This is a genomic window from Paenilisteria newyorkensis, from assembly GCF_000766145.1.
Taxonomy (GTDB): domain Bacteria; phylum Bacillota; class Bacilli; order Lactobacillales; family Listeriaceae; genus Listeria_A; species Listeria_A newyorkensis.
In genome coordinates this window covers 59,239-79,396 of the sequence record NZ_JNFB01000001.1, presented here as the reverse complement: position 1 = coordinate 79,396, position 20,158 = coordinate 59,239, and the positions used below count along the sequence as shown (strand labels likewise).

The following is a 20,158-nucleotide window of genomic DNA, read 5'->3' as shown; positions in this document are numbered from 1 at the left end:
CTTACCCCTCCCCGTTTTTTAAATCAAGCCTTTTTCCCTCACGACCGCCGTTACCTTCTCGCGCAGCTCATTCATGTCGATAATACTGTCCAGCACGATCACCTCACCGAGTGATTCACCGCCCTCCGCAATGTCCTTCGCTAGGAAAAATACGTCCGCACTATCCGGAGTCGCCGAACTCAAATCCGAATGCGACACCTCCACGTCCGTCACGCCCAGCTCCTTCAACACCTGATTAATATTCATCTCCACCATAAAACTCGTACCAAGACCAGATCCACAAACCGCTAAAATTCTCATTCCTGTTCCTCTCCTTCTACTAATAAATTCGTAATCTCATCCACCGTTTCCGCCTGCTTCAACTTTTCCAAAGCCACATCATTCGTCAAAAACTTCGTCAATTGCGACAAAGCCTTCAAATGCGCCTCATTATCCACAGCCGCCAAACAAATAAAAATATCAATCGCAGGTCCCGACGCATCCACTAAATGCACCGGCGTCCGCGTCCGTAAAAACGACATCCCAATCTGATTCACACCCTTTTCCGGACGCGCATGCGGAATCGCAATCCCTTTTCCAATATGGATGTACGTCCCCATTTCCTCGACCGTTTCAATCATCGCATCCACATAATCCGTTTTTACACGATTCGCCGTCACAAGCGGTGCTGCAGCAAGTCGAATCGCCTCTTTCCAATCCAGTTCCTCATCCGTAAACTGAATCATATCCTTCGTTAATAATTCAGATAGCATTGGCGCGTATCCCCTCTCTATCGACACTTTCCCATAAATTTTATTAAAAATTGCATCATATAATTTCTGCTCATCCTCAATCACCGCGTGCCGTTCGATGATTTCCAGTAACGCATCCACAGAAATATGGCGGTGGTCAATCGTTGGAAAATCCGCCGCGACCGCCTGAATCAAGTAGTTCTTTTCAAGCGACGTGAGCAGCGGCTGAACTAAGTACACCGGTTTTCGCGTCGGCACATACACCGTCGAAAAAATCATATCGTATCCCGACTCCGGAATATTCGCCCCATCTGCCATCCGGAACCGCAACTCCGGAAACAACTGCCGCAACTGCGATTTCAGCATCAGCGACGTACTAATCCCATTCGGGCAAACCAACAACGCCTCGAAATCCCGTCGCACCTCACGCTTCTGCTCAAAATACCCACCAAAATGAATCGTAAAATAACCAATTTCCGCCGCGCTTACGGTTTTCCCGGTCAGTTTTGCAAGCGGCAACAAAGCCTGTCTCACAAACGCGAACAATTCTGGGTGCGCCGTCTGAATTTGCTCCGTCATCGGCGCGACCAATGGCAACGAAAACACGATTCGGAAATACGCCGGCACCAGATGATCGTAAAGACTCCGCCGCAACTCGCGCTTATTATCCAGCGTCAGCAATGTCAACTTCTCAAAAGCCGCAATAATCCGGTCCGCCAAATCTAGCAACACCACATGCTCCCCAATCTCCGCCGTCCGCTGCGCCCCAATCACCTGCACCGTCACATAAAGCTGCTCCATCTCGTCCTGCATCCCGAACAACGCCGCCACAAGCGATTCCGTCACCCGAAACACCGCCTGCTGCCCGATCAACTCCCGTTCCACACCCGAAAACACAAGCCCCGCATGCTTCCCGCGACACCGCAGAAACGCCGCCAAGTAAAGCCATTCCCGCTGCCGATCCTGCACGAACTCCACCCGGTTCACCTTTTGCCAGTCAAGCAGAATCCGCTCCGTCTCGTCTAACCGCGCGCGCAGTCCCCAGCTTTCCAGCACGAATTTCAACGCGACCTCACCGAGCGGCAACACCAACAACGCATTCACACACCGCCCCGCCAGCACCCGCTTATCCCGCTCCGAACCCACCAGATGGTATCCAGAGAGCCGCGAATAAACCAGTCGCACATCCGCCTCCGCACAAAATCCCCGCACCTTCTTCACATCACTCAGCGCCGTATTCCGACTCACATGCAACACCCGCTGATAATGAAAATTCGAGATTTCCTCCTGCCGAATAAACGTATACAAATAAAGCAAATACACCCGATCCTGCTCCCCGAGAAAAAGCTCCTCCTGGCGTATAAATAACTCCGATCCTTGCAAATAAGCCTTTTTCAGCTTAGGATCAATAATAAAAACTTGATTTCGCACCTCAATTTCCGATTTTCCAACATGCCGCAAAGCCTGATTCATCTTTTCAAAATCATATTGAAACTGCCGCTCCGACAGCCCCATTTTCCGAACAAGCGCCCCGCTCGTCATTTTCTCATACCGAATAATCTGCTCAAAAAGCCGAAATGCACGTTGATCAAACATGATTGCCTCCTCCTTACTTTTCATTTTAAAGCGGTTACATAAAGATAGCTAGGTGAATTGAGTACAAAGTGTGTGTTGGGATTGGTGAATGGATTGGGTTTTTAGTGGGGTATTGTGATTATAGCAGAGGTTTTGGAGAAATGGGAAAAAGCCGAGTTCGCGGATTTAGGGTCCGGGAACTCGGCTTTAGTACTCTAACATTTTAATAAATGATCTCACTACACATTCTCAGGCATCTTCTTTGGCTCATTTAGATTTTTGTTTAAATAGTTTACTAAGATTGAAGTTGTATCCTTCCTTTCAAAAAGCTTTCTGTCTTGCAATACTTCTTCAATTTTTTCCCCATTTTGGGTTAGAGCATCGTTAATTAATGAGATTGCATCCATTATATATTTACTAGATTCTTCCTCATCCAAAAGTGCTTTTTCAATAACTTGACTATTAGTATTCGCATTTTTATTTATCCTTAAGTCAATTTGATTATCTTTGCATAAAATATATTTTAGTACCATGATAATATGCCATCTTGCCCTGATATATTTTTTCTTATTATTTTGAACAAATCGCTCTACTTTATACCAAGCTAAACCACTAACATAATATACATTTAAGAATGAAAGATCACTTTCTTCATCAAAAAGCATACCTCTTGTCTTTTTCTCCACTTTCCCATATTGTCCGGATACCTCATGTGGCAAATCTAAAAATAGAGCTGATGTTGCCTTAATTTGAGAAGGAATTGTAATAATCTTAGTTTTTTGTATGCTCTCATCTCTATATTGCTCTGTTCTACGTTCATAATATAAATCAAATTCTTTTGCCTTTCTTTTTATAGTATAATATTCTTCCAATGCTTTTTGAATAGGCGATAAAGCAGCTAGCTGCTCTGGCTTTAAAGCAGTCTGACTATTTGTTGCTCTTATTATGGCGTTTTTAGTTTCTTCATCATTAGTGGCAATAAACCTAGCAGGAATATAGATATCTTCATCAATATTAATTTTATCGAGAACCTCAAAAATAACGTTGCTGGTTTGACACCCATTTACAATTTGATAATTTACTAAAGTCAGTTCTTCCGAATTCAAGTTAACTTCATCGCTAATTATTGTAATTCCATTATTCAAAACTCCAAATAAATGCTTTGAATCTCCCATTAATTGTTCTTTCATCGTATGATTTACTTCAACCTTCTCTTTCGCCCCTAAATAATACCTAATATTATCATCAAAAATACCTTTTCGTAAAATACGTTTCCCAGAAACTTCATCTGTCAAAATATTAACAAAATCAGCTAATTTTATTAGACCAAAATAACCATTCTTAATCTTTTTAGTTGGATCTTTTGGATAAGCCACAGGAGATTTTGTCATATTAATTGAAATTTCTAAATCGGAATTAGCCTTATTTTGCAAATCCATTATTTGTTTTACACCCCAAAATTGAGGACTAGATATTTTGCTAAATAAATTCAAATCATTTAAATCAAGAAGATTTTGCTCCACGGTAGCTTCCATATGTATATCATTTAGATCAATATCTTTTGGAGCCAGACTTGCAAAAACAAGATTCAGTTCTGGTGATTTTTTAAATTTAGAAACTTTTGTATATATATATTTTGCAACTTCCCAAAACCCTTCTAATTCATTAATTTCACATTTTTCAAAATTAAAAAATCTACGAACTCCTGAGAAAAAATCATTAACTTCTTGCCGATTAAATTTTTGAGTAGTTTTTGACTGTGTAAAAAAGAAACTAACTTCAAATTTTTTAAGATCTTCAATTATCTCATCCACATCTTCAATACTTGTTACAAGTTTATCAGCAACGAAAATGGCTACTCCATCAATTCCAAATGAACTTCCAGTATCCATATCTTCGTATAATGCATTTGGATCATTTCCGTAAATATTTAAAACTAAATCATTAATATATTTTTCAAATAAAGAATGTTGATCTCTAGATTCTGTAGCGCTAATTTCATATTTATGAGAAAATCCCTCTAAATAAGATAATATAATTGGATGGGTTATATGTGTAGCATTTGACATAAAATCATCTCCCTTTCTATACTAATTTCGCAAAATATTTGAGCCTATAATAAAGAATCTCGACTCGTTCTCATTAATATTTACAACAGGAGAAGAGCTCACAAAAAACAATCCCAAGCTCTTCTCAATCACTATATTAATAAAAAGTCAGCCACTATTTCTTAGTCTCAATTATGGAATTCACACCTGCAAAGATAATATCTCGCAACACTTCATTATTATCTTTATAATTTTTTTCAACCCGAATCTTATCAAAAACTTGTTTTATTGTTCCATCAAGTAATACGGTTAATCCTTCAATTTCTTCCTCTGTTCCTTGCTTTTTGTAATTCTCATTTAAAATGGTAAGCATATCATTACTCAATTTATTTGCCCTCCTTGAATTTATCGACTTCTAATTTGTACTGTTCTGAAATTAAATTTTTACCATTTAAAATCCAATATCTTTCTCGATCGGGAATATATTCAGTAAAATCTCCATAGGTACTCTTCCAATCATTAGGTGCATAATTCTCGAATGGTAATGACTCAGGATAAGAAGATATAAATACCTTTTTATCAAAATCTATATATAGCGATGCCTGTAGCGCTAAAACTGTGTCTTCATACTTCTTATTCACTAAAAGATTTTGTAGTTCATCAGAATCTACTTGATTTTTTTCATAAGTAAACGCATACTCTTCAATAGTTGTCTCATCAACCACATGTATATTATTTCTAAAACCTAAGGCAAAGTTCATATCAAAATCATGCCCATTTTTTAAATATGCGTCACTATACTTATCGATATCTAGTATCCATGTATCTCTGTCTGTTATATACCATTTGAACACATTTTTATGCATAACACCTACAATGATGTTCTCAGCGTATTTAGGATTCAACATGTCATCTCTCCCTTCCTATTCTATTATTCTTGCAGAGTGAGCATTTTCTTCAATCCATTCAACCCAAGGTGCTGGAAACTCATAACTTACCCCTGGGGTTGTTGGGTCAACAAGTTTTGGTGCCATACCACCTTGATTTCTAGGGTTTTCAGAATACTTAAATTGATCAATTTTAGTTTCTTGAGCTAAATCATCTAATTCCTTTGGAACCTTGAACTCTATTATTTCTCCCCCTGGGCGTTTAGTATCTCTAAAATAGATAGCATGTTCTTTATCGTATGCGCTAAGATTAAGGTCCGCATCATGATTTGGTATCCGAATTGTTCCATCATCATTCAATTGTATTCTGTACTGACTTGTTTTTGTTCCTTCTCCTCCGCCCTGCACTCTGTAGTAAGAAACGGTGTCTTCTGTCTCTTTACCAATTTTAGAAACAATAGGTTGCACTGCTTCAATTACATCATCTGTGAATACAAATCCTTCTGCTACCACCCGTGGTTGCCAGAAATTTTTAATTGTATTCCCAGCATTTTTAACGGTGGTCAAGCCTTCCTGCGCCGTATTCTTCACTGTACTCGCCACATCACTTATAACTCTTGGCACATTCCGAATCCGCTCTGCGCTCTCACGCAATGCTTGTTTCCCCATCGCATCCAAATGTGACAATCCTTGCTGTGCGGTCTGTTTCAACGTCAACTTACTGCCAGCCTGTGCAGCGTCCAACGCCAGACCTCCAGCTTTTGTCGCCGTGCTAAACGCGCGGATTCCTTTCACGCCTGGAATAATGTCCAACAACGCAAACGCCCCACGTGTCGCGCGCTCGGTCCCGTCCATTTCGCGTCCAGTCATCCAGTCTTTCCCGGTCGCGGCGCTGCTCAATTCTAGTGTACCATATGCTATGCCGAGTGCCAAACCTGCGGGTGGACACACAATGCTCACGCCGATAATCACAATCGCTGCTCCAATATCGCGCCATAATTCAAGATTCTGTTGGCCGTCCCGAATCGAATCATACTCAAACGCGTGCGAACTCGATACCGCCGACTGATATTGCTCGTATGTAAACTCCTGATCCGGATTCTGTTTACTATACTCCGCAAATTGGGCTTTTAAATTGTCTGCAAAAAAGTTGTCGCCTGCCATGATGTCGCTTAGCTTAATCTTATCTTTTGGCACAGTAGTTGTCGTCGCACCGTAACTGCCATAATCGTATCCGCCTGTTGTTATAATCGTCGTCGCGCCAATCGTATTCTTCGTCTCGTAATCGTCAATCGACAAATTTTCCATCTTTTCGACGAACTTATCAATGTCCTTATAAAATGGCTCGTCAATCACGCGTTCCACCATATTTCCGGCATCGCCTGCATAATCATGGAGTACTTCTATTTTCTCGAATAAGGTTTGATATTTACTCTCCATATCCGTGAAAGAAAACGAAATCACGCCGTCGCGATCGTCTTTTCGAATATCATTTTGCGCATCTTCGAAATTAGTATTGATTTTCTTCAATTGATCGATGACACCTTTTCCCCAAACACCCAGACCGACAAGTGTTCCCAAGGCATTTTTGGATTTATCCCATTCACTTTCTTTATATTTCACATCCATCTTCCGCGCCTCCTCCCTACTCTGGCAAGTCTAGTTTCGTATAGAATTCTTGGCCCAGCGACTCGTCTTGCTCCACCATCGCATTGATGGTATACGCGACCAAACCCGCAATTTGCGCATAATTATCATACAAATCCATCGCTTTTTTGTTCGCTTTATCGTAAACTTCCAGCGCTTTCTTAGCCTTGCCCTCTTCATAAAACTTGATGGAAGCAATGGACTTTGTTGATTCTTCCAGTTTCTCAAGCTCAACACTAATTTTTTGAATCTTGTTATGAATCGCTGAAATCTCATCCACACTAATCGATATATCCGCGGCACCGCCACCAGCACCTGCCCCATCCGTTGCTACATTAGCCATGTTGCGCCACCTCCTTGTAAGGGAATTCCATTTCGTCAAATACGAGTTTCATCAACCAGTATTGGCTCGCTTGCTGGTATTGCTGGCGTGCGACATCTAGTGAAATCAGTTTGTCGCCGTATAAGAAAAATAGCCAGTTTTGATAGAAGCTTGGTTCGGTCATTTCGGCTGGATATTTGTCTAAATAAAAAACTTCGAAATTGAAAACGGGTTCGCTTAGTTCCATCGCCTTGATCTCGTTTTTTTCTTGGTTGGTGAGTTCGGTAGTAAGAAAGGTTTTCTCGTCGGCGCCTGGTTCGCGTGCGATTAGCGGGAAACCGTCGTATAGTACTTTTAATGCGTGTGCTTTAGATAGAACGAGTAAGCGGTAGTATTTGTTTTTCTCGGCTTCGATGATGAGGACGACTTCTTCGGTGTTGTCTTCTTGGAACGAGAACATAATGTTGTTGCAGCGTACGTATTTCTTGCTTCGGTGGTACGCGGATAGTTTGTTGATAACGAAGGCGCCACTTTTTGTGACAGCGCCTTCTGGGGTTAGGATTTCTTTTGCGATGAGTTGTTGCTGGGCGTATGCCATTGGGTCGTCGTCGCGCAAAAGGAATACTTCTTTGCCGGGAAAGCCGAATAAAACTTTGCCATCCGTTGCGGCAAGAAGGAGATACATTTCTTCGAGGCTAAAATAGTCATTGGGATTTATCATAAATTCTTGACCTCCCGCACTTTGGATTCGCTGTCGTAGGCTTCGATGTAGTTTTCCAGGTTTTCCAGCGCCTTTGTCTGTTCTTTCATGGCGGATTTCACATCTTTATGGTATTGAACGATGATATCCAAGTAGGCGACGAATGCTTTCTTGGACTTGCCTTTCCACGTGACGCTATTGACGTAATCCTTTAATTTCGTGGCATCATCATAACTAGTTTTTAAGGCTTTGTCGATATCATTTGCTATCTTCTTAGCTTCTCCAACATTATCGCCGTGTATCGTGACTTTATCGGCCATTGGTCATACCTCCTTTGCTGCTGCATCTCGGTAATGCACGTATCGTTCGTACGCCTTATCGCGCGCTGCTGTTAAACTAGAACGCTCGTCGCTCGCGTCATTAATATAGCCTTCTAGCATTGTTGTCAGTTCCCCTCGCTTGGTGTCAAAATGCTTAGATGGAATGGTGGTACCATCAAAACCTGGATGCGCGCTTTTGTAGGAGGAAAGCGAACTTCTCGCTTCCCCTATTAATTTGTCGTGTTCGCTAATCGCATCTTTTAGCCGATCGTGGAGCCGGTCATAATCATCGCGTTTCTTCTCCAATTCTGATGAGCCAATGTCTATTGTTAAATCTCCAAATCCAAATCTAGCCAATCAAATCCCTCCTTATTTCGCTGGTTTCACAACCTTGATTTTCTCTGCTATGCCGTTTTGGATGTAATATGCTTCAAATGGTAGTAAGTTCGGTTCTTTGTAGTTTTTGTTGCTGACGTCGATAACGTTTTGGTCGCCGATTTTGCAAAGGGCAATGCCGTTTTTCTGTTTCTTAATCGCGCCACTAACTTTGTCGTAGCCTCGTCCCATCGTGCTTGTATTGCCCGCAATGATGAAGTAGATGCCGAACCGTGCGCCATTTTCAAGCAGATTCGTAAAATCGGTTTCGAGGTCGCTGCTGATGCCACTTACGATCGAATCGAGGTCGGCAATCGCGACAAGAACTGGACGAGCGTCTTTTAGGAAATCTGCTGTCGTCGTTAGCCCACCGCTTTCTTTTTGGGCCGCTGCAAAACCGTCTTGACGACTTTCTAGCAAACCGTGAAGTTCTTTGAAAATCATCGTGATGCTTTCGGTGTCATTGCCGTACGCGTTGACGTTTGGTTTGTATGCCGCAAAACGAAGCATCGGGTTGTCGGTTAGAATAATGTCTATTTGTGGGTTCACGACCATGACGTCAAGCAGTGTCACCATCGTGGATTCAATCAATTCGACGCGATCGCTCATCACAAGTGTATTTTGATTTTCTTTGTAGTGTAACGGGATTGGTTCGACATTTTCAAAATCAACGGCAAACGGTAATTGGCCTGCTGCGAGCATGTTTTGCGTCGACTTCCATGATACGAAATCTTGGAATGGGAGCACTTCTGGAACCATTGGAATCGGAAGTGGGCGCTCGCCTGTCCATGCGTCAGACATTTCTTTCGCTTCTTGCTGGATCGCGCTAATAATTTGTAGCGTATCTTCACCTTTATTTGGAAGCGCTGTTTGGAACACGGCGATATCGTCATGTTTCACCAAGCCGCGACCTGGTAATTCCTCGCTCGTTAAGTCGGTGCGCCCGATGATGCTTCTCGCGTCGGATGCCTCGATTAAGTAAAGCGGGATTTGCGTTTTAATATTGGAAAGTAACGGCGTACGCATCGCATTTTGCTGTCCAGCACTGATGACGAGATTGATCCCAACGCCGGCACCTTCACGCGCAATTTGCGTCATAATCTTCTCAAATCCTTCTTGGAACGGCGATTCTTTGACTGGATCGAAATTATCAATAATAATCACGACATTTGGCAAAATTTCTCCGCTCGCTTTTTCGTACATGTCGAGATTCGCGACGCCGAACTGGCTTAGTTTACGTTTGCGTAGTTTCAACTCACGGTCAAAACGACGGACGAATTTTCTGACTTTTTCTTCCTCATCCAGCATAATCGTGTCAGCAACGTGTGGCAATTCGCGCAACGGCAAAAGACCATTGGTTCCGAAATCGAGCAGGTAAATGTGCAGGTGTTCGGGATTATGCGCGCGTGCCAAGTCCATCACGACGGTTTGCAGGAAGGTTGATTTCCCGTAACCAGGGCTCGAATAAACCGCGATGTGACCGTCTTTTGAAAGGTTTACCTCAACAGCACGCTGATCTTGCATTTCTGGAATATCCATGAAACCGATAATCGGCGCGAGTTCGGATTTCTCTTTTTGCCATGCTTCTTTGTAATCAATTGGATGTAGCTCTGGCAAGAAAATCATGTCTTCCAGAGGCGGCAACCATGGACGCGGTAACATCGCAATGTTCGCTTCCTCGGTGTACTCGTGAATATAATCAATCACCGCATCGAGCTCGGACGGTACTTTTGAAATATCCTCTTTATCGCCCAAACCGCTCAAATCTTCCGTCAAAATTTCATACTGACCTAGATCGTTAATCGCGTAAATCGTCGTGTCCACTTGCTCCTGATCGTCTTTATCCGGCACGTAATCCGCACCACTCCAAGCACTTTGGAACAATTCGTAAATCTCGTTATTCCCGACTTGCAAATACGAACGGCCGGGTAGCGTGATTTCCGCTGCATCTGGTGTTTTCAAAATTTCATTGGAATCCGACGCGTTTTGTACTTTCAGCGCCAGTTTGAATTTCGAGTTGGACCAGATTTGGTCATCCACGACACCACTCGGTTTTTGTGTTGCCAGAATCAAATGGATACCGAGCGAACGCCCGATACGCGCCGTTGAAACTAACTCTTTCATGAATTCCGGCTGCTCACTTTTTAGCTCGGCGAACTCATCGGAAATCAGGAATAGATGCGGCATCGCTTCTGATGCTTCGCCTAATTTGTATAATTTTTGATATTGGTTAATATGGTTGACATCGTGTTCGCCAAACAGACGTTGACGCTTTTGCAATTCGGCTTTGATTGAAGCTAGCGCACGCATACTTTGCGCGCCGTCCAAGTTCGTGATTGTACCGAGCAAATGTGGCAAGTTTTTAAACAGATTCGCCATTCCGCCACCCTTGTAATCAATCAAGAGGAACGCGACTTCATACGGATGGAAATTCACGGCAAGCGAGATAATGTACGATTGAATAATCTCGGACTTACCAGAGCCCGTCGTACCCGCGACCAAACCATGCGGACCATGCGCTTTTTCATGCAAGTTCAGGTTGACAATATCGTCTTTCCCACGCAAGCCAAGCGGAACTGCCAAGCTCTTATACGTCTCATTTTTCTCCCAACGCGCGCTAATTCCAAGCTCTTCCACGCGATCCACACCATACATCTCCAAAAATGTCACCGATTCCGGAATCGAATTTTTCAGATTCTGCAAGTGATTAAGTGGTGCCAAAGCACGACTCACACTCTCTTTATCAAAATCAGCTGGGAAATGATCCAGCGTAAAGCCACGATTCACAAGCTCGCCTTGCTCCAAAATCACATTCCCGTTCTTCGCATCCCGAATATCGATCACCGTTTTCACATGCTCCGGCAAACTCTGCATCACGTCCTGCACGAACACAAGCGAAACCCCGTACTCACTCGGATCCTCATTGAAAAACTCCATGACCGTGTGATCCATCATCAGTTTTTCGTCCGTCACAAGCACCACATAATGCGGCGAAAAGTACATCTGTTCCGACTTGTTGCCCTTTTCCTCCAAAGCCATCTTGCGCTCCTTCAAAATCTGGTACAACGAGTTCAAAACCTGGTCCCGCGAACGCTCATGATACACGAAGCCACGCACGTTAATATCGCGCAAACTCGCGTGTGGCAACCAACGCATCCAGTCCCACTGTTCCTTTTCCTCTTCTGGGAAAATCGTAATAAACTGCAAATCATAATAACTATGGAAAAGCGACGTCTGCATCACCATCAACTGCAACTGCTCAATCACAAGCGCGCGGTGCCCAATATAACCAACCGGCCCGTTCATCAAATCCGTCCCCATCGGCACATCCTTCACAGAATAATACTGCGACTTCAAATCCTTCGCGCTCTCGATCAATTCATCCTTGTCCTGCGTGAACTCCTCCTCTTGGAATTCCACATTAAACGACGTATTCTCCTCCCCAGTACCAACCCGATACTGCAAAAAGTCATGGTGAAACATCGTCTTCTCATAAATCCGCGAATCAACAGAAAGCGCCATATCGCGAATTTCCGTCACCGTTGGAAAATGATAATGTAGCGCATGCGCCTGTTCCTCCGCTGCTGCGTGAAGTTCCGACGTCTTGTCCTTCAAATAACGCCGATAGCTCGCGTCACGTTCCTTCATATCCACTTTATATTTTTTGCGATTTTTCACGTACGTAATCACCGAGAAAATCACCGTCGCGCCCGTCATCCCAAGCGTCATCAACACAAAAATCGGATTTGGACGTAAAAACATCATCACAATCGACATCACAATCATAATCAGCGGCGGAATCAGAATTTTCATCAATTCCTCGCTCGGTTTCGAAGGCTTACCCGGCGGTTTCGCAATCGTCAAATTCGTCTCCGGCGCACGATAAATAATCCGCGGCGACCGGTGATAATCCGGATAATCCGCACTAAAAGCGTTGTCCGGCGCCACCAACTGCGCAAGCGTCGAATGAACCCGACCATCTCCCGCGATAACCTCAATGTCCTCCTTACCGACCCGAATCGTCACGCCATCAAAATACAGCTGATCCCCAGCCGCTAACAAGCATTCCGACTCCACACGATAATAGTTGTGGTAAACAATTCCACCATACACATTCAATTTAAACGTCGCGCCAAGCTCCTCACGAATAAACAACAAATCCGCCGTCGTGCCCGCAATCACAACATCATTAAAATCCCGCTCACCAAACGTAATCGAATATTTCGTCGTCGTATCAAAAACCTGCGACGCCACATCCTCCGTCAAATAAAACTGGATTTTCTCCCCATCAGACGTCTCCAAATTCAGACGCTCATTCAAAGCAAGCGGCAAGTCACCCAAGAACCATTGCCCAGCGTCCTCATTCCACAGCACTTGCAACGAATCCGCCAAATTTTCATAAGTCACCGTATGATTCAGATCCCCGCCAATCGTTACCTCTTTTTTCGAATCTAGCTGGCATTTATGTAACTGATTGCCATAACTAATCGTCAGTAGCTGCTTCTCCATCCTACTCTACCTCCGATGTTGCTTGCGCTTTGTCTTGTTCTTTTTGATTCGCTTCCTCTTTCGCGATATCCTCTTTTGTCTTCGCTTCATTCTCTTTTATCTTCTTAATTTTGTCGTTGAGCGCCTCTTGCTTCTCGTTTCGAGTAGAAGCCTTCATGTCCGTATCCGCGTCCAATTGCTCAATCTGTCTCGCTAAATTGTATATTTGCAAATCATTCTCTTTCCTCGTTAGCGCAATATCGTTCGCCTTCGTCAGTTCCCCTTGACCATCATAAATCCAGTACAACAAATACTCTTCCGGCGATTTCAGCGTCGTTTTTTGCAAGACCGTCTTCTTCTGAACATCGCTCAATTTCGCGCTTTCCACGTACGATTTCGCCAATTCAAACTTGCTCGCTTGCGGTAATTTCGTCGGGTCCACATCGCGCAACGTTTCCGTCACTTTTCCATAATCATCCGCAATAAACGCCTCATTCGCGCTCAGCAACGTCTCTTGGAACGGCACTTTTACAAAAGCAAAATAAGCAACCGGAACCGCCAAAACAAGCGTCGCGATAATAAATCCAATCGTCAGCCCTTTAAACAAACGATAATTCTTCCGTTGCACCAGCGTCATTTTCCGATTCACAGCCGCCGTTTCCTTCGTATAACTCTCCGCCAAAATCTCCTCGATCGTCGCTAAATCCTTGGCCTCAATAATACTCCGCTCAAAACTCGTCCCCTTCGCATTATCCAGAGACCCCGAAATCAGCTCATCAAACGAATACTTTTTCGAAAATAGCGCCACGATCAAACATTTATACTGCTTCAAAAACTTCTCTTCCGTCATCGTATACGGCGGCAACACATCACGAATCCCGCGGTACACCAAAAACGGCATCTGATTCACATCAAAAACCATATTCTCCGGATGTAAGAAAAACGTGAATCGCATCTTCAATAACTCTGAAAACCGCGCCACATTACCAATTGCCCGCAATTTATCATTCCGTTCCAATCCGCGCAAATCATCCCATGTCGTTTTGCCAGCCGTATCGAATGTAAACGACAACGCATCGCCCTTATCCTCGAAATCAGCCGCCACAAAAAACGTCGAATTCTCCTTCAACAAAGCCAATTGGCGAACATCCTTCACCCTCGTTTGCGACTTCGAAAAATCAACCTGCCACGCCGTCCCATCTATCTGAAAATTATATTCCATCGCATCTACCATTATCTTTCTCGTTATCATGTCTACCCATTCTCCCTTTTATAAAATTTCAATGATGTCCCCGTCTGTAATCTGAAAATCCGTCAACTTATCATCATCCGTCAACAACAATTCCTTATTCGCCACCTTAATCGCACAATGCGACATGTTCGGCTGCGCCAATTTCAGCGTCTCCACCAAATTCAGCAACAACGCCTTAACCGGTTGGTGCTTCGGGATTCGCAAATCATGAATCCGTCCGCCCCACTTCGTAAAATTTATCGTGACATTAATATGCGTATCTTGCGCCATTCCTATCTTCCTCTCTTTATTCCCATACTTTTCGAACAACCGTATAAAGCAGCGCAGCAACCGCCAAAACAACCCCCGATAAAACCCACCAAATCGTCTTGCTCTCTTTTTCAGGTTCATTCTGGCCTAGCGCCGCGGTTTCACTCGATGCCGCCGCGTCCTCTTTCTCCGTAAACAAAGACGCTTTCATCACTTGCACAGAGTTATCCTTTGTTGACTCACCAGTAAAAAGCGAATTCTTCACATCGTCCATTTCTTTCTTTTCTTGCGCCTTTATCGCCGCAGCATTTCTCTCCGCATCAGGCGTGAACAACGTGATTCCCAATTTTTCAAGTTCGGTTTGCTCCGTGTCCATTTCCGCGTTTTTCTCATCCGCCGTTTTTGTCGCCCGGTCCAGTTGCATTTCCATTTTCCCATCATTACCTAGGTACGAATCGTCATTTTCCGCTGCCAAAACACCAACTGGAATCCATAATAACGTCCCCATCAAAAGCACGGAAATAACGCTTTTTTTACGCTTCATCATCATTTCCCCCATCTTGTTTACTACGGTGCCAAACGAACAAGTTCACAACGATGCCAAGAACCGCAACACCAATCAAACTATACATAATCACAAGCCAGTCATCCGTCCGACTGACAAATCCGTTTAATAAATTTTCGATGTATTGCAATGGTGAGAACGAACGAATCGTCGCTAACATGGAATCTTGGTCGATTTTAAGTCCGACTGCTTCCGTCAAGAACAAGTACATCGCTAAAATAATGAGCAGTAAAAACATCCCCATCATGCGTAATTGGCGTAACAAGTACGTTGCGATCAACACGAAAACCAACACAATCAGAATAATAATCCCCATCCAAGATACGAAAATAACGCCCTTCATCTCCAAGAAGTAAGCTGAAATCGCACCAATAATCGCGCCCTCAATCAACCCAATGCCAACCGTCATTAACGTGATCGGTGTATTCTGATACGCCAGCGCCATCTCTTCCGCAAAATCATCCTCTTGTTTGCGTTTTCGCTCCTGCGCCGCAATCACATAACCCGTAAATAAAGCCACGATAAAGCAGACCAACACAATCAAATACGGTGTAAAAGTATCCCCAGCCGCAATCGTTAAGCCTTTTTCCTTCTCCACTGGACTACTCAAGAAATTGAGCAACTTCTCATTTGTGCGGTTGCCACCAACACGACTATTCTCCATCATCGTCGCAAAATTAGAAGCAAAATCCTGATCCGTTACTAATTTATTGGCCATGTTTGCTGACAGTTTTTGAGCTTGCGTCACAATTCCTAGCCCGCTATTTTGAATATTTTTCGCTTGCTTATCGATCGCATCAAACGTTTTGTAGACATTATCAGCCGAGTTCAGATTTATTTTAGAAGAATCAACTAGCGACTTACTCTGCGAAAGCAATCCACTAAATTCACTTCCTAAAGACATTGTCGCGGACTTCTCATCGCCACTATTTGTGATCACAATACCGCCTTTATCAAGCAACTCCAAGCTCGCTTTGCGCCATGCCTCCACGTTTTTGAGCGTTTCCGCAACGCTTGCATTCATTGTCGCTGCTTGCGTCGTCGTTTCATTCAAGCGCTCCGTCAGTACATTCGCATTTTCTTTCGTAATCGCTGTACGCGTTTGCGACTCCGCAACTTGTTGTTGGAAAGTCTCCAAATCCCGATGAATAAAACTCGTCACATTATCCGTAATCAAAGCTACCATCATCGCAATCCGGTCTTCTATATTAAACTGATAGTAATACGAATTCTTCTTCCCAGCCGCATATTCCGTCAACGATTTCCCTTCCAAATCTAAAGGCGTTACCCGAGCATCAATACCATAATACGTCTTGAAAAGCTCCGATAATTTATAGTAAGGTTTGACATAGGCAGCCACATTATCCGCAAGAATCGTCGTATCTTTCTCGATGGCGCCGATCGTTTCTTGTACAGACTTAATTGCCTCATCACGTTCTGTAGCTGTAATAATATACTCCGGTCCCAGCTCGATTTTACTCTCTTTAACAACTTTCGGTTCAAAAGTAGGCGGGATAGGTGGGTTAGACGGATCATTTGGATCGCCTTCGCTTCCTGGATCTGTCATTTCTTCTCCCATCTCAATATTAGTCATTTCCAGACCAATCGGAGCAAACAAATCAAACGTTGCACCTTCCGGGTTTGTAAGCGCATCTGCTTTAATAAAAAGATTCACAGACAGGTTCAAATCTAGCAGTGCTTCATCCGGGTTCAATACATCCGGATCTGTTTCACTCGTGTTTATTTCAATCGTCCATTCGTGCTTTTCTTCATCATAGGTAACGGTGTTAGGAACATAACTCCCGTCCGCCGCAGTGAGTCTAACCGAATAATTCGCCTCACTAGCAGGTACTGCAAAACCCTCCGGCTGTGCGAAAACCAAAGTCTGTGTATTCCCTACCGCTTCTGATTTTTTAATTTGGAAATCTTGTTTTAATTCATAAGTATAGTATTCTTCGCCATCGACATTCTTTTTATTAAGTTCATCAATCTTCTTCTGTTTTAATTTATCAAGCGCATTTTCAATAGTCTCATATTTTGGAAATTCCTTCGACTTGTTTAGCAACCCTTCAGACCAATCGCCTGAATTAGAGCTAATGTACCTTCTCGCTATCTCAATGACATTGCGCAATTCCTTGTAAACCGCTCTTTCTTCGGCACTCGCATCATCTTTTAACAAATAGGCATCATAATTCGGAATCTCTTGCATGAGGTTCTGCATCTCTTTGTTAAATCGATCATTCAGCGTCTTGTCCGTCAATTCATCCAGCGTGATCGTCCGGTTCCCCTCGTTCGAGATATATTGCTGCAAATCCCCTTCCACACTGCCACGCAAGCTCTCACCCATTTTTGTGGTAACTTCCGTGTTTATCATGGCAACCTGCTCGTTCACCGCATCCAAATACCGCTGCACACTATCCACCTGCACCGATAATGTCCGCTCCTCTTCCATCTTCTGAAACTGCTTAAAAATCGCATCATTAGAACTTTTCAGATTAGAGAGTTGTTCCGATACATCCGCCGTTGACATCGCCGTATCATTATTCGACATTTGTTCAGCAAACGATTTCGAAACAAGTGCATTCGCTTCCTGATTCTTCGCAAGCTTTTCTAAAGACTGAAAATAAGTCTCGTTCACCTTCGTGCCTTCCATCAAGTTCGTTCCAAACCCTTTTAAAATATCCTGCAAACCTTTAAAACTATCTTTAGACATGCCTGTATAATCCTGCACCGTTTTAAACTGTTGCGTATAGTTAGACAACGGTGAATTCACGTTCGTATTATACACCGAACCATACGTCTCCTCTTTGTCCACCAGTTTCTTAATACTATCTTGCGCACCATGAAGATTTGTAAGAATGCTCGCAAAATAAACATCGATAATTTCTTTATTAAAATCTTCTAAAACTTTCGCAGCCGCGCGTTCAGCCTCAGCCGTTACATCTTTATTTCCCGTCTCACTAATACGATACGTAATCTTCACTTTTTCTGGGTTTGCTGACGTCATAGACATCGCCGCTTCCGAAAAATTGGTTGGAATAAAGATAATCATATCGTATACCCGATTTTTCAAGCCATTCTCTGCAAATCCACTAGAAGTTGTCGCCCATTTATGATCCGTTTGCTTCAAAACCTTAGCCGTAAATTTATCACCAAAATCAATTCGTTCCCCATCAGTAGTTCTGTATCCAATATCGTCATTGACAAGAGCAATAGACATTTTCTTTGTTTCGGCGCTATCTTCTTTTTTCGCTGCATTTTGTTCCAACGCCAAATACGACGTCCCAGCCGAAAGAAGCAAAGCCAGCACTAAAAAAGCCAACACGCTCCACTTTATTTTTTTCACTTGTATCCACTCCCGTTGTTTTTTATATGTAAGAAGTCTCCCAACTTCGAATTTCCAAATTAATAAACACTGAGGCCCGAAAAAAGCCCCAGCATCTTGTTTTCCTTAGTTCAAGCCAAAATTACGCGATAGGTTCGCATCGTTTTCTTCCACTGCGTTGGCTGTTTTCGCCAATTGTTGCTCGATTTGGTGCATCAAGTTAGAGAAATCCGTTACTTTTGGTTTCAATTGTGAGAATTGATCATCAAATTTACGGAATGCTTCCCCTTCCCATTCACTGCGCAATTGCTCTTGCAACTGCTCTAATTCTCTTAAGATTTGTTCGATGTCTTGCCCTTTGCGACCGTATGTTTTCGAACGATCACGTAATTCTGCTGGGCTCATTCTAATTTGTCCTGACATGGTTCTTCCATCTCCTTTTCAATCTAAAAATTAAAAAGGCCGTACATCACGCTGTACGGCCTAAAATAGCAACTGCACAAAGATGTAATATGTATGCTTCATGCAATTCCCAAATGGTAAAGCTTTAATTCAAGCCGAAATTGCGTGATAGGTTGGCATCGTTTTCTTCGACTGCGTTTGCTGTTTTCGCTAGTTGTTGCTCGATTTGGTGCATTAAGTTAGAGAAATCCGTTACTTTTGGTTTCAATTGCGAGAATTGATCATCAAATTTACGGAACGCTTCCCCTTCCCATTCACTACGCAATTGTTCTTGCAATTGCTCTAATTCTCTTAAAATTTGTTCGATGTCTTGTCCTTTGCGACCGTATGTTTTTGAACGGTCACGAAGTTCAGCAGGGCTCATTCTAATTTGTCCTGACATGTCATTCAACTCCTTTTTATTTTTTAGGTCTTGTGGTATAGCATAGCCGTATGGGCTATATTGCCATTATAGCAAAAAAGAACCAATGTTTGTCGATTCTATCTGTGAACTTTTTGTGAACATTTTCTTTTATTTCCCTACAAAAGGTTAATATAGACTTGTTTCAGGTATTTTCAAAATTATTTTATGTATAAAAAGCTATATATCCATTTTCAGAGCAAATAACCCTATAAGCACCAAAACAATATCAACCAGATTAAGATAGTATTAACCCGAAACTTTTATACTATACAATTCCCATTTCTATTGTCTTTTCTTACATTCCTTGCTACTATAATATTGGAGGTGCTCTGATGAAAATTAAAAAATGGACAGAGTGTGATATAATACCTTATGAAGTCTTACTTTTGGCTGATCCAGATCAAGAGGAAGTCAACCGCTATTTTTTTCAATCTGACGTGTTTCTACTTATAGAGAGCGAGTGCATATGCGGCGTTGTTTGTATACAAAACAAGGAAGATTGCTCAGAAATTATCAATATTGCTGTGTTGCCCGCCTATCAAAACAAAAATTATGGTAAAAAGCTTTTACAGTATGCTATTACATACGCTAGTGAACTGAATCAATCCACTCTCCTTGTCAAAACGGCCAATTCAAGTATTCAAGCACTAGCATTCTATCAAAAAGCTGGTTTTCGGATGGTTGAGATTATTCCAAATTATTTTACACAACATTATTCAGAACCTATTTTTGAAAACGGTATTCTTGCACAAGACCAAATTGTGCTAAAATTTCTTATAAATGAAAATTGATTTTTCCTTATATTCCCT

Annotated in this window: 18 protein-coding genes; 1 reads left to right on the top strand and 17 read right to left on the bottom strand. The window is 42.8% G+C overall.

Annotated elements, in window-relative coordinates:
• Nucleotides 1–18: 18 nt before the first annotated feature.
• The 17 genes from EP58_RS00385 to EP58_RS00305 form a co-directional block, all read right to left on the bottom strand.
• Nucleotides 19–300: a PTS sugar transporter subunit IIB gene (locus EP58_RS00385; RefSeq protein ID WP_036088862.1), complete on the bottom strand. Its 282-nt coding sequence runs from the start codon at nucleotides 298–300 to the stop codon at nucleotides 19–21.
• Entirely contained in the window at nucleotides 297–2,327 is a 2,031-nt protein-coding gene (locus tag EP58_RS00380; protein ID WP_036088861.1) for a BglG family transcription antiterminator, read from the bottom strand. The genes EP58_RS00385 and EP58_RS00380 overlap by 4 nt, the downstream gene beginning before the upstream one ends.
• A 218-nt stretch (nucleotides 2,328–2,545) precedes the next feature.
• Nucleotides 2,546–4,375 carry an AIPR family protein gene (locus EP58_RS00375; protein ID WP_036088860.1) on the bottom strand — a complete coding sequence of 610 codons (1,830 nt, stop codon included), beginning with the start codon at nucleotides 4,373–4,375 and terminating at the stop codon, nucleotides 2,546–2,548.
• Between the two features lie 154 nt (nucleotides 4,376–4,529).
• Complete coding sequence (locus EP58_RS00370; RefSeq protein WP_308738477.1) at nucleotides 4,530–4,739, bottom strand: hypothetical protein; 210 nt, start codon at nucleotides 4,737–4,739, stop codon at nucleotides 4,530–4,532.
• 1 nt (nucleotide 4,740) lies between these two features.
• Nucleotides 4,741–5,262: a hypothetical protein gene (locus EP58_RS00365; protein WP_036088859.1), complete on the bottom strand. Its 522-nt coding sequence runs from the start codon at nucleotides 5,260–5,262 to the stop codon at nucleotides 4,741–4,743.
• A gap of 15 nt (nucleotides 5,263–5,277) precedes the next feature.
• Nucleotides 5,278–6,870 carry a hypothetical protein gene (locus EP58_RS16855; RefSeq protein ID WP_052164785.1) on the bottom strand — a complete coding sequence of 531 codons (1,593 nt, stop codon included), beginning with the start codon at nucleotides 6,868–6,870 and terminating at the stop codon, nucleotides 5,278–5,280.
• 16 nt (nucleotides 6,871–6,886) lie between these two features.
• The gene (locus tag EP58_RS00355; protein ID WP_036088855.1) at nucleotides 6,887–7,231 is read right to left on the bottom strand and encodes a hypothetical protein; all 345 of its coding nucleotides are present in this window, start codon (nucleotides 7,229–7,231) and stop codon (nucleotides 6,887–6,889) included.
• Nucleotides 7,224–7,931 carry a DUF5081 family protein gene (locus tag EP58_RS00350; protein ID WP_036088852.1) on the bottom strand — a complete coding sequence of 236 codons (708 nt, stop codon included), beginning with the start codon at nucleotides 7,929–7,931 and terminating at the stop codon, nucleotides 7,224–7,226. Before EP58_RS00350 ends, EP58_RS00355 begins: the two co-directional genes overlap by 8 nt.
• Complete coding sequence (locus EP58_RS00345; RefSeq protein WP_036088849.1) at nucleotides 7,928–8,230, bottom strand: WXG100 family type VII secretion target; 303 nt, start codon at nucleotides 8,228–8,230, stop codon at nucleotides 7,928–7,930. Before EP58_RS00345 ends, EP58_RS00350 begins: the two co-directional genes overlap by 4 nt.
• 3 nt (nucleotides 8,231–8,233) lie before the next feature.
• Complete coding sequence (locus tag EP58_RS16850) at nucleotides 8,234–8,587, bottom strand: hypothetical protein (RefSeq protein WP_077917779.1); 354 nt, start codon at nucleotides 8,585–8,587, stop codon at nucleotides 8,234–8,236.
• A 12-nt stretch (nucleotides 8,588–8,599) separates the two neighbouring features.
• A complete protein-coding gene (essC, locus tag EP58_RS00335) occupies nucleotides 8,600–13,114 on the bottom strand; it encodes a type VII secretion protein EssC (protein ID WP_036088846.1) in 4,515 nt (1,504 codons plus the stop codon).
• Nucleotide 13,115: 1 nt separating this feature from the next.
• Nucleotides 13,116–14,345, bottom strand: a complete 1,230-nt coding sequence (gene essB, locus EP58_RS00330) for a type VII secretion protein EssB (RefSeq protein ID WP_036088844.1) — start codon at nucleotides 14,343–14,345, stop codon at nucleotides 13,116–13,118.
• An 18-nt stretch (nucleotides 14,346–14,363) separates the two neighbouring features.
• Nucleotides 14,364–14,615, bottom strand: coding sequence for an EsaB/YukD family protein (locus EP58_RS00325; RefSeq protein ID WP_036058791.1), 252 nt, complete (start codon nucleotides 14,613–14,615; stop codon nucleotides 14,364–14,366).
• Nucleotides 14,616–14,631: 16 nt separating this feature from the next.
• Complete coding sequence (gene essA / locus EP58_RS00320; protein WP_052164784.1) at nucleotides 14,632–15,138, bottom strand: type VII secretion protein EssA; 507 nt, start codon at nucleotides 15,136–15,138, stop codon at nucleotides 14,632–14,634.
• Nucleotides 15,128–18,505, bottom strand: a complete 3,378-nt coding sequence (gene esaA, locus EP58_RS00315) for a type VII secretion protein EsaA (protein WP_036088841.1) — start codon at nucleotides 18,503–18,505, stop codon at nucleotides 15,128–15,130. The genes essA and esaA overlap by 11 nt, the downstream gene beginning before the upstream one ends.
• 105 nt (nucleotides 18,506–18,610) lie before the next feature.
• Nucleotides 18,611–18,907 carry a WXG100 family type VII secretion target gene (locus EP58_RS00310; protein WP_036073328.1) on the bottom strand — a complete coding sequence of 99 codons (297 nt, stop codon included), beginning with the start codon at nucleotides 18,905–18,907 and terminating at the stop codon, nucleotides 18,611–18,613.
• Nucleotides 18,908–19,031: 124 nt separating this feature from the next.
• Nucleotides 19,032–19,328, bottom strand: a complete 297-nt coding sequence (locus tag EP58_RS00305; protein WP_036073328.1) for a WXG100 family type VII secretion target — start codon at nucleotides 19,326–19,328, stop codon at nucleotides 19,032–19,034.
• 353 nt (nucleotides 19,329–19,681) lie between these two features.
• Between EP58_RS00305 and EP58_RS00300 the strand changes: the two genes are divergently transcribed.
• Complete coding sequence (locus EP58_RS00300) at nucleotides 19,682–20,140, top strand: GNAT family N-acetyltransferase (RefSeq protein ID WP_036088839.1); 459 nt, start codon at nucleotides 19,682–19,684, stop codon at nucleotides 20,138–20,140.
• The last annotated feature ends 18 nt before the right edge of the window (nucleotides 20,141–20,158 follow it).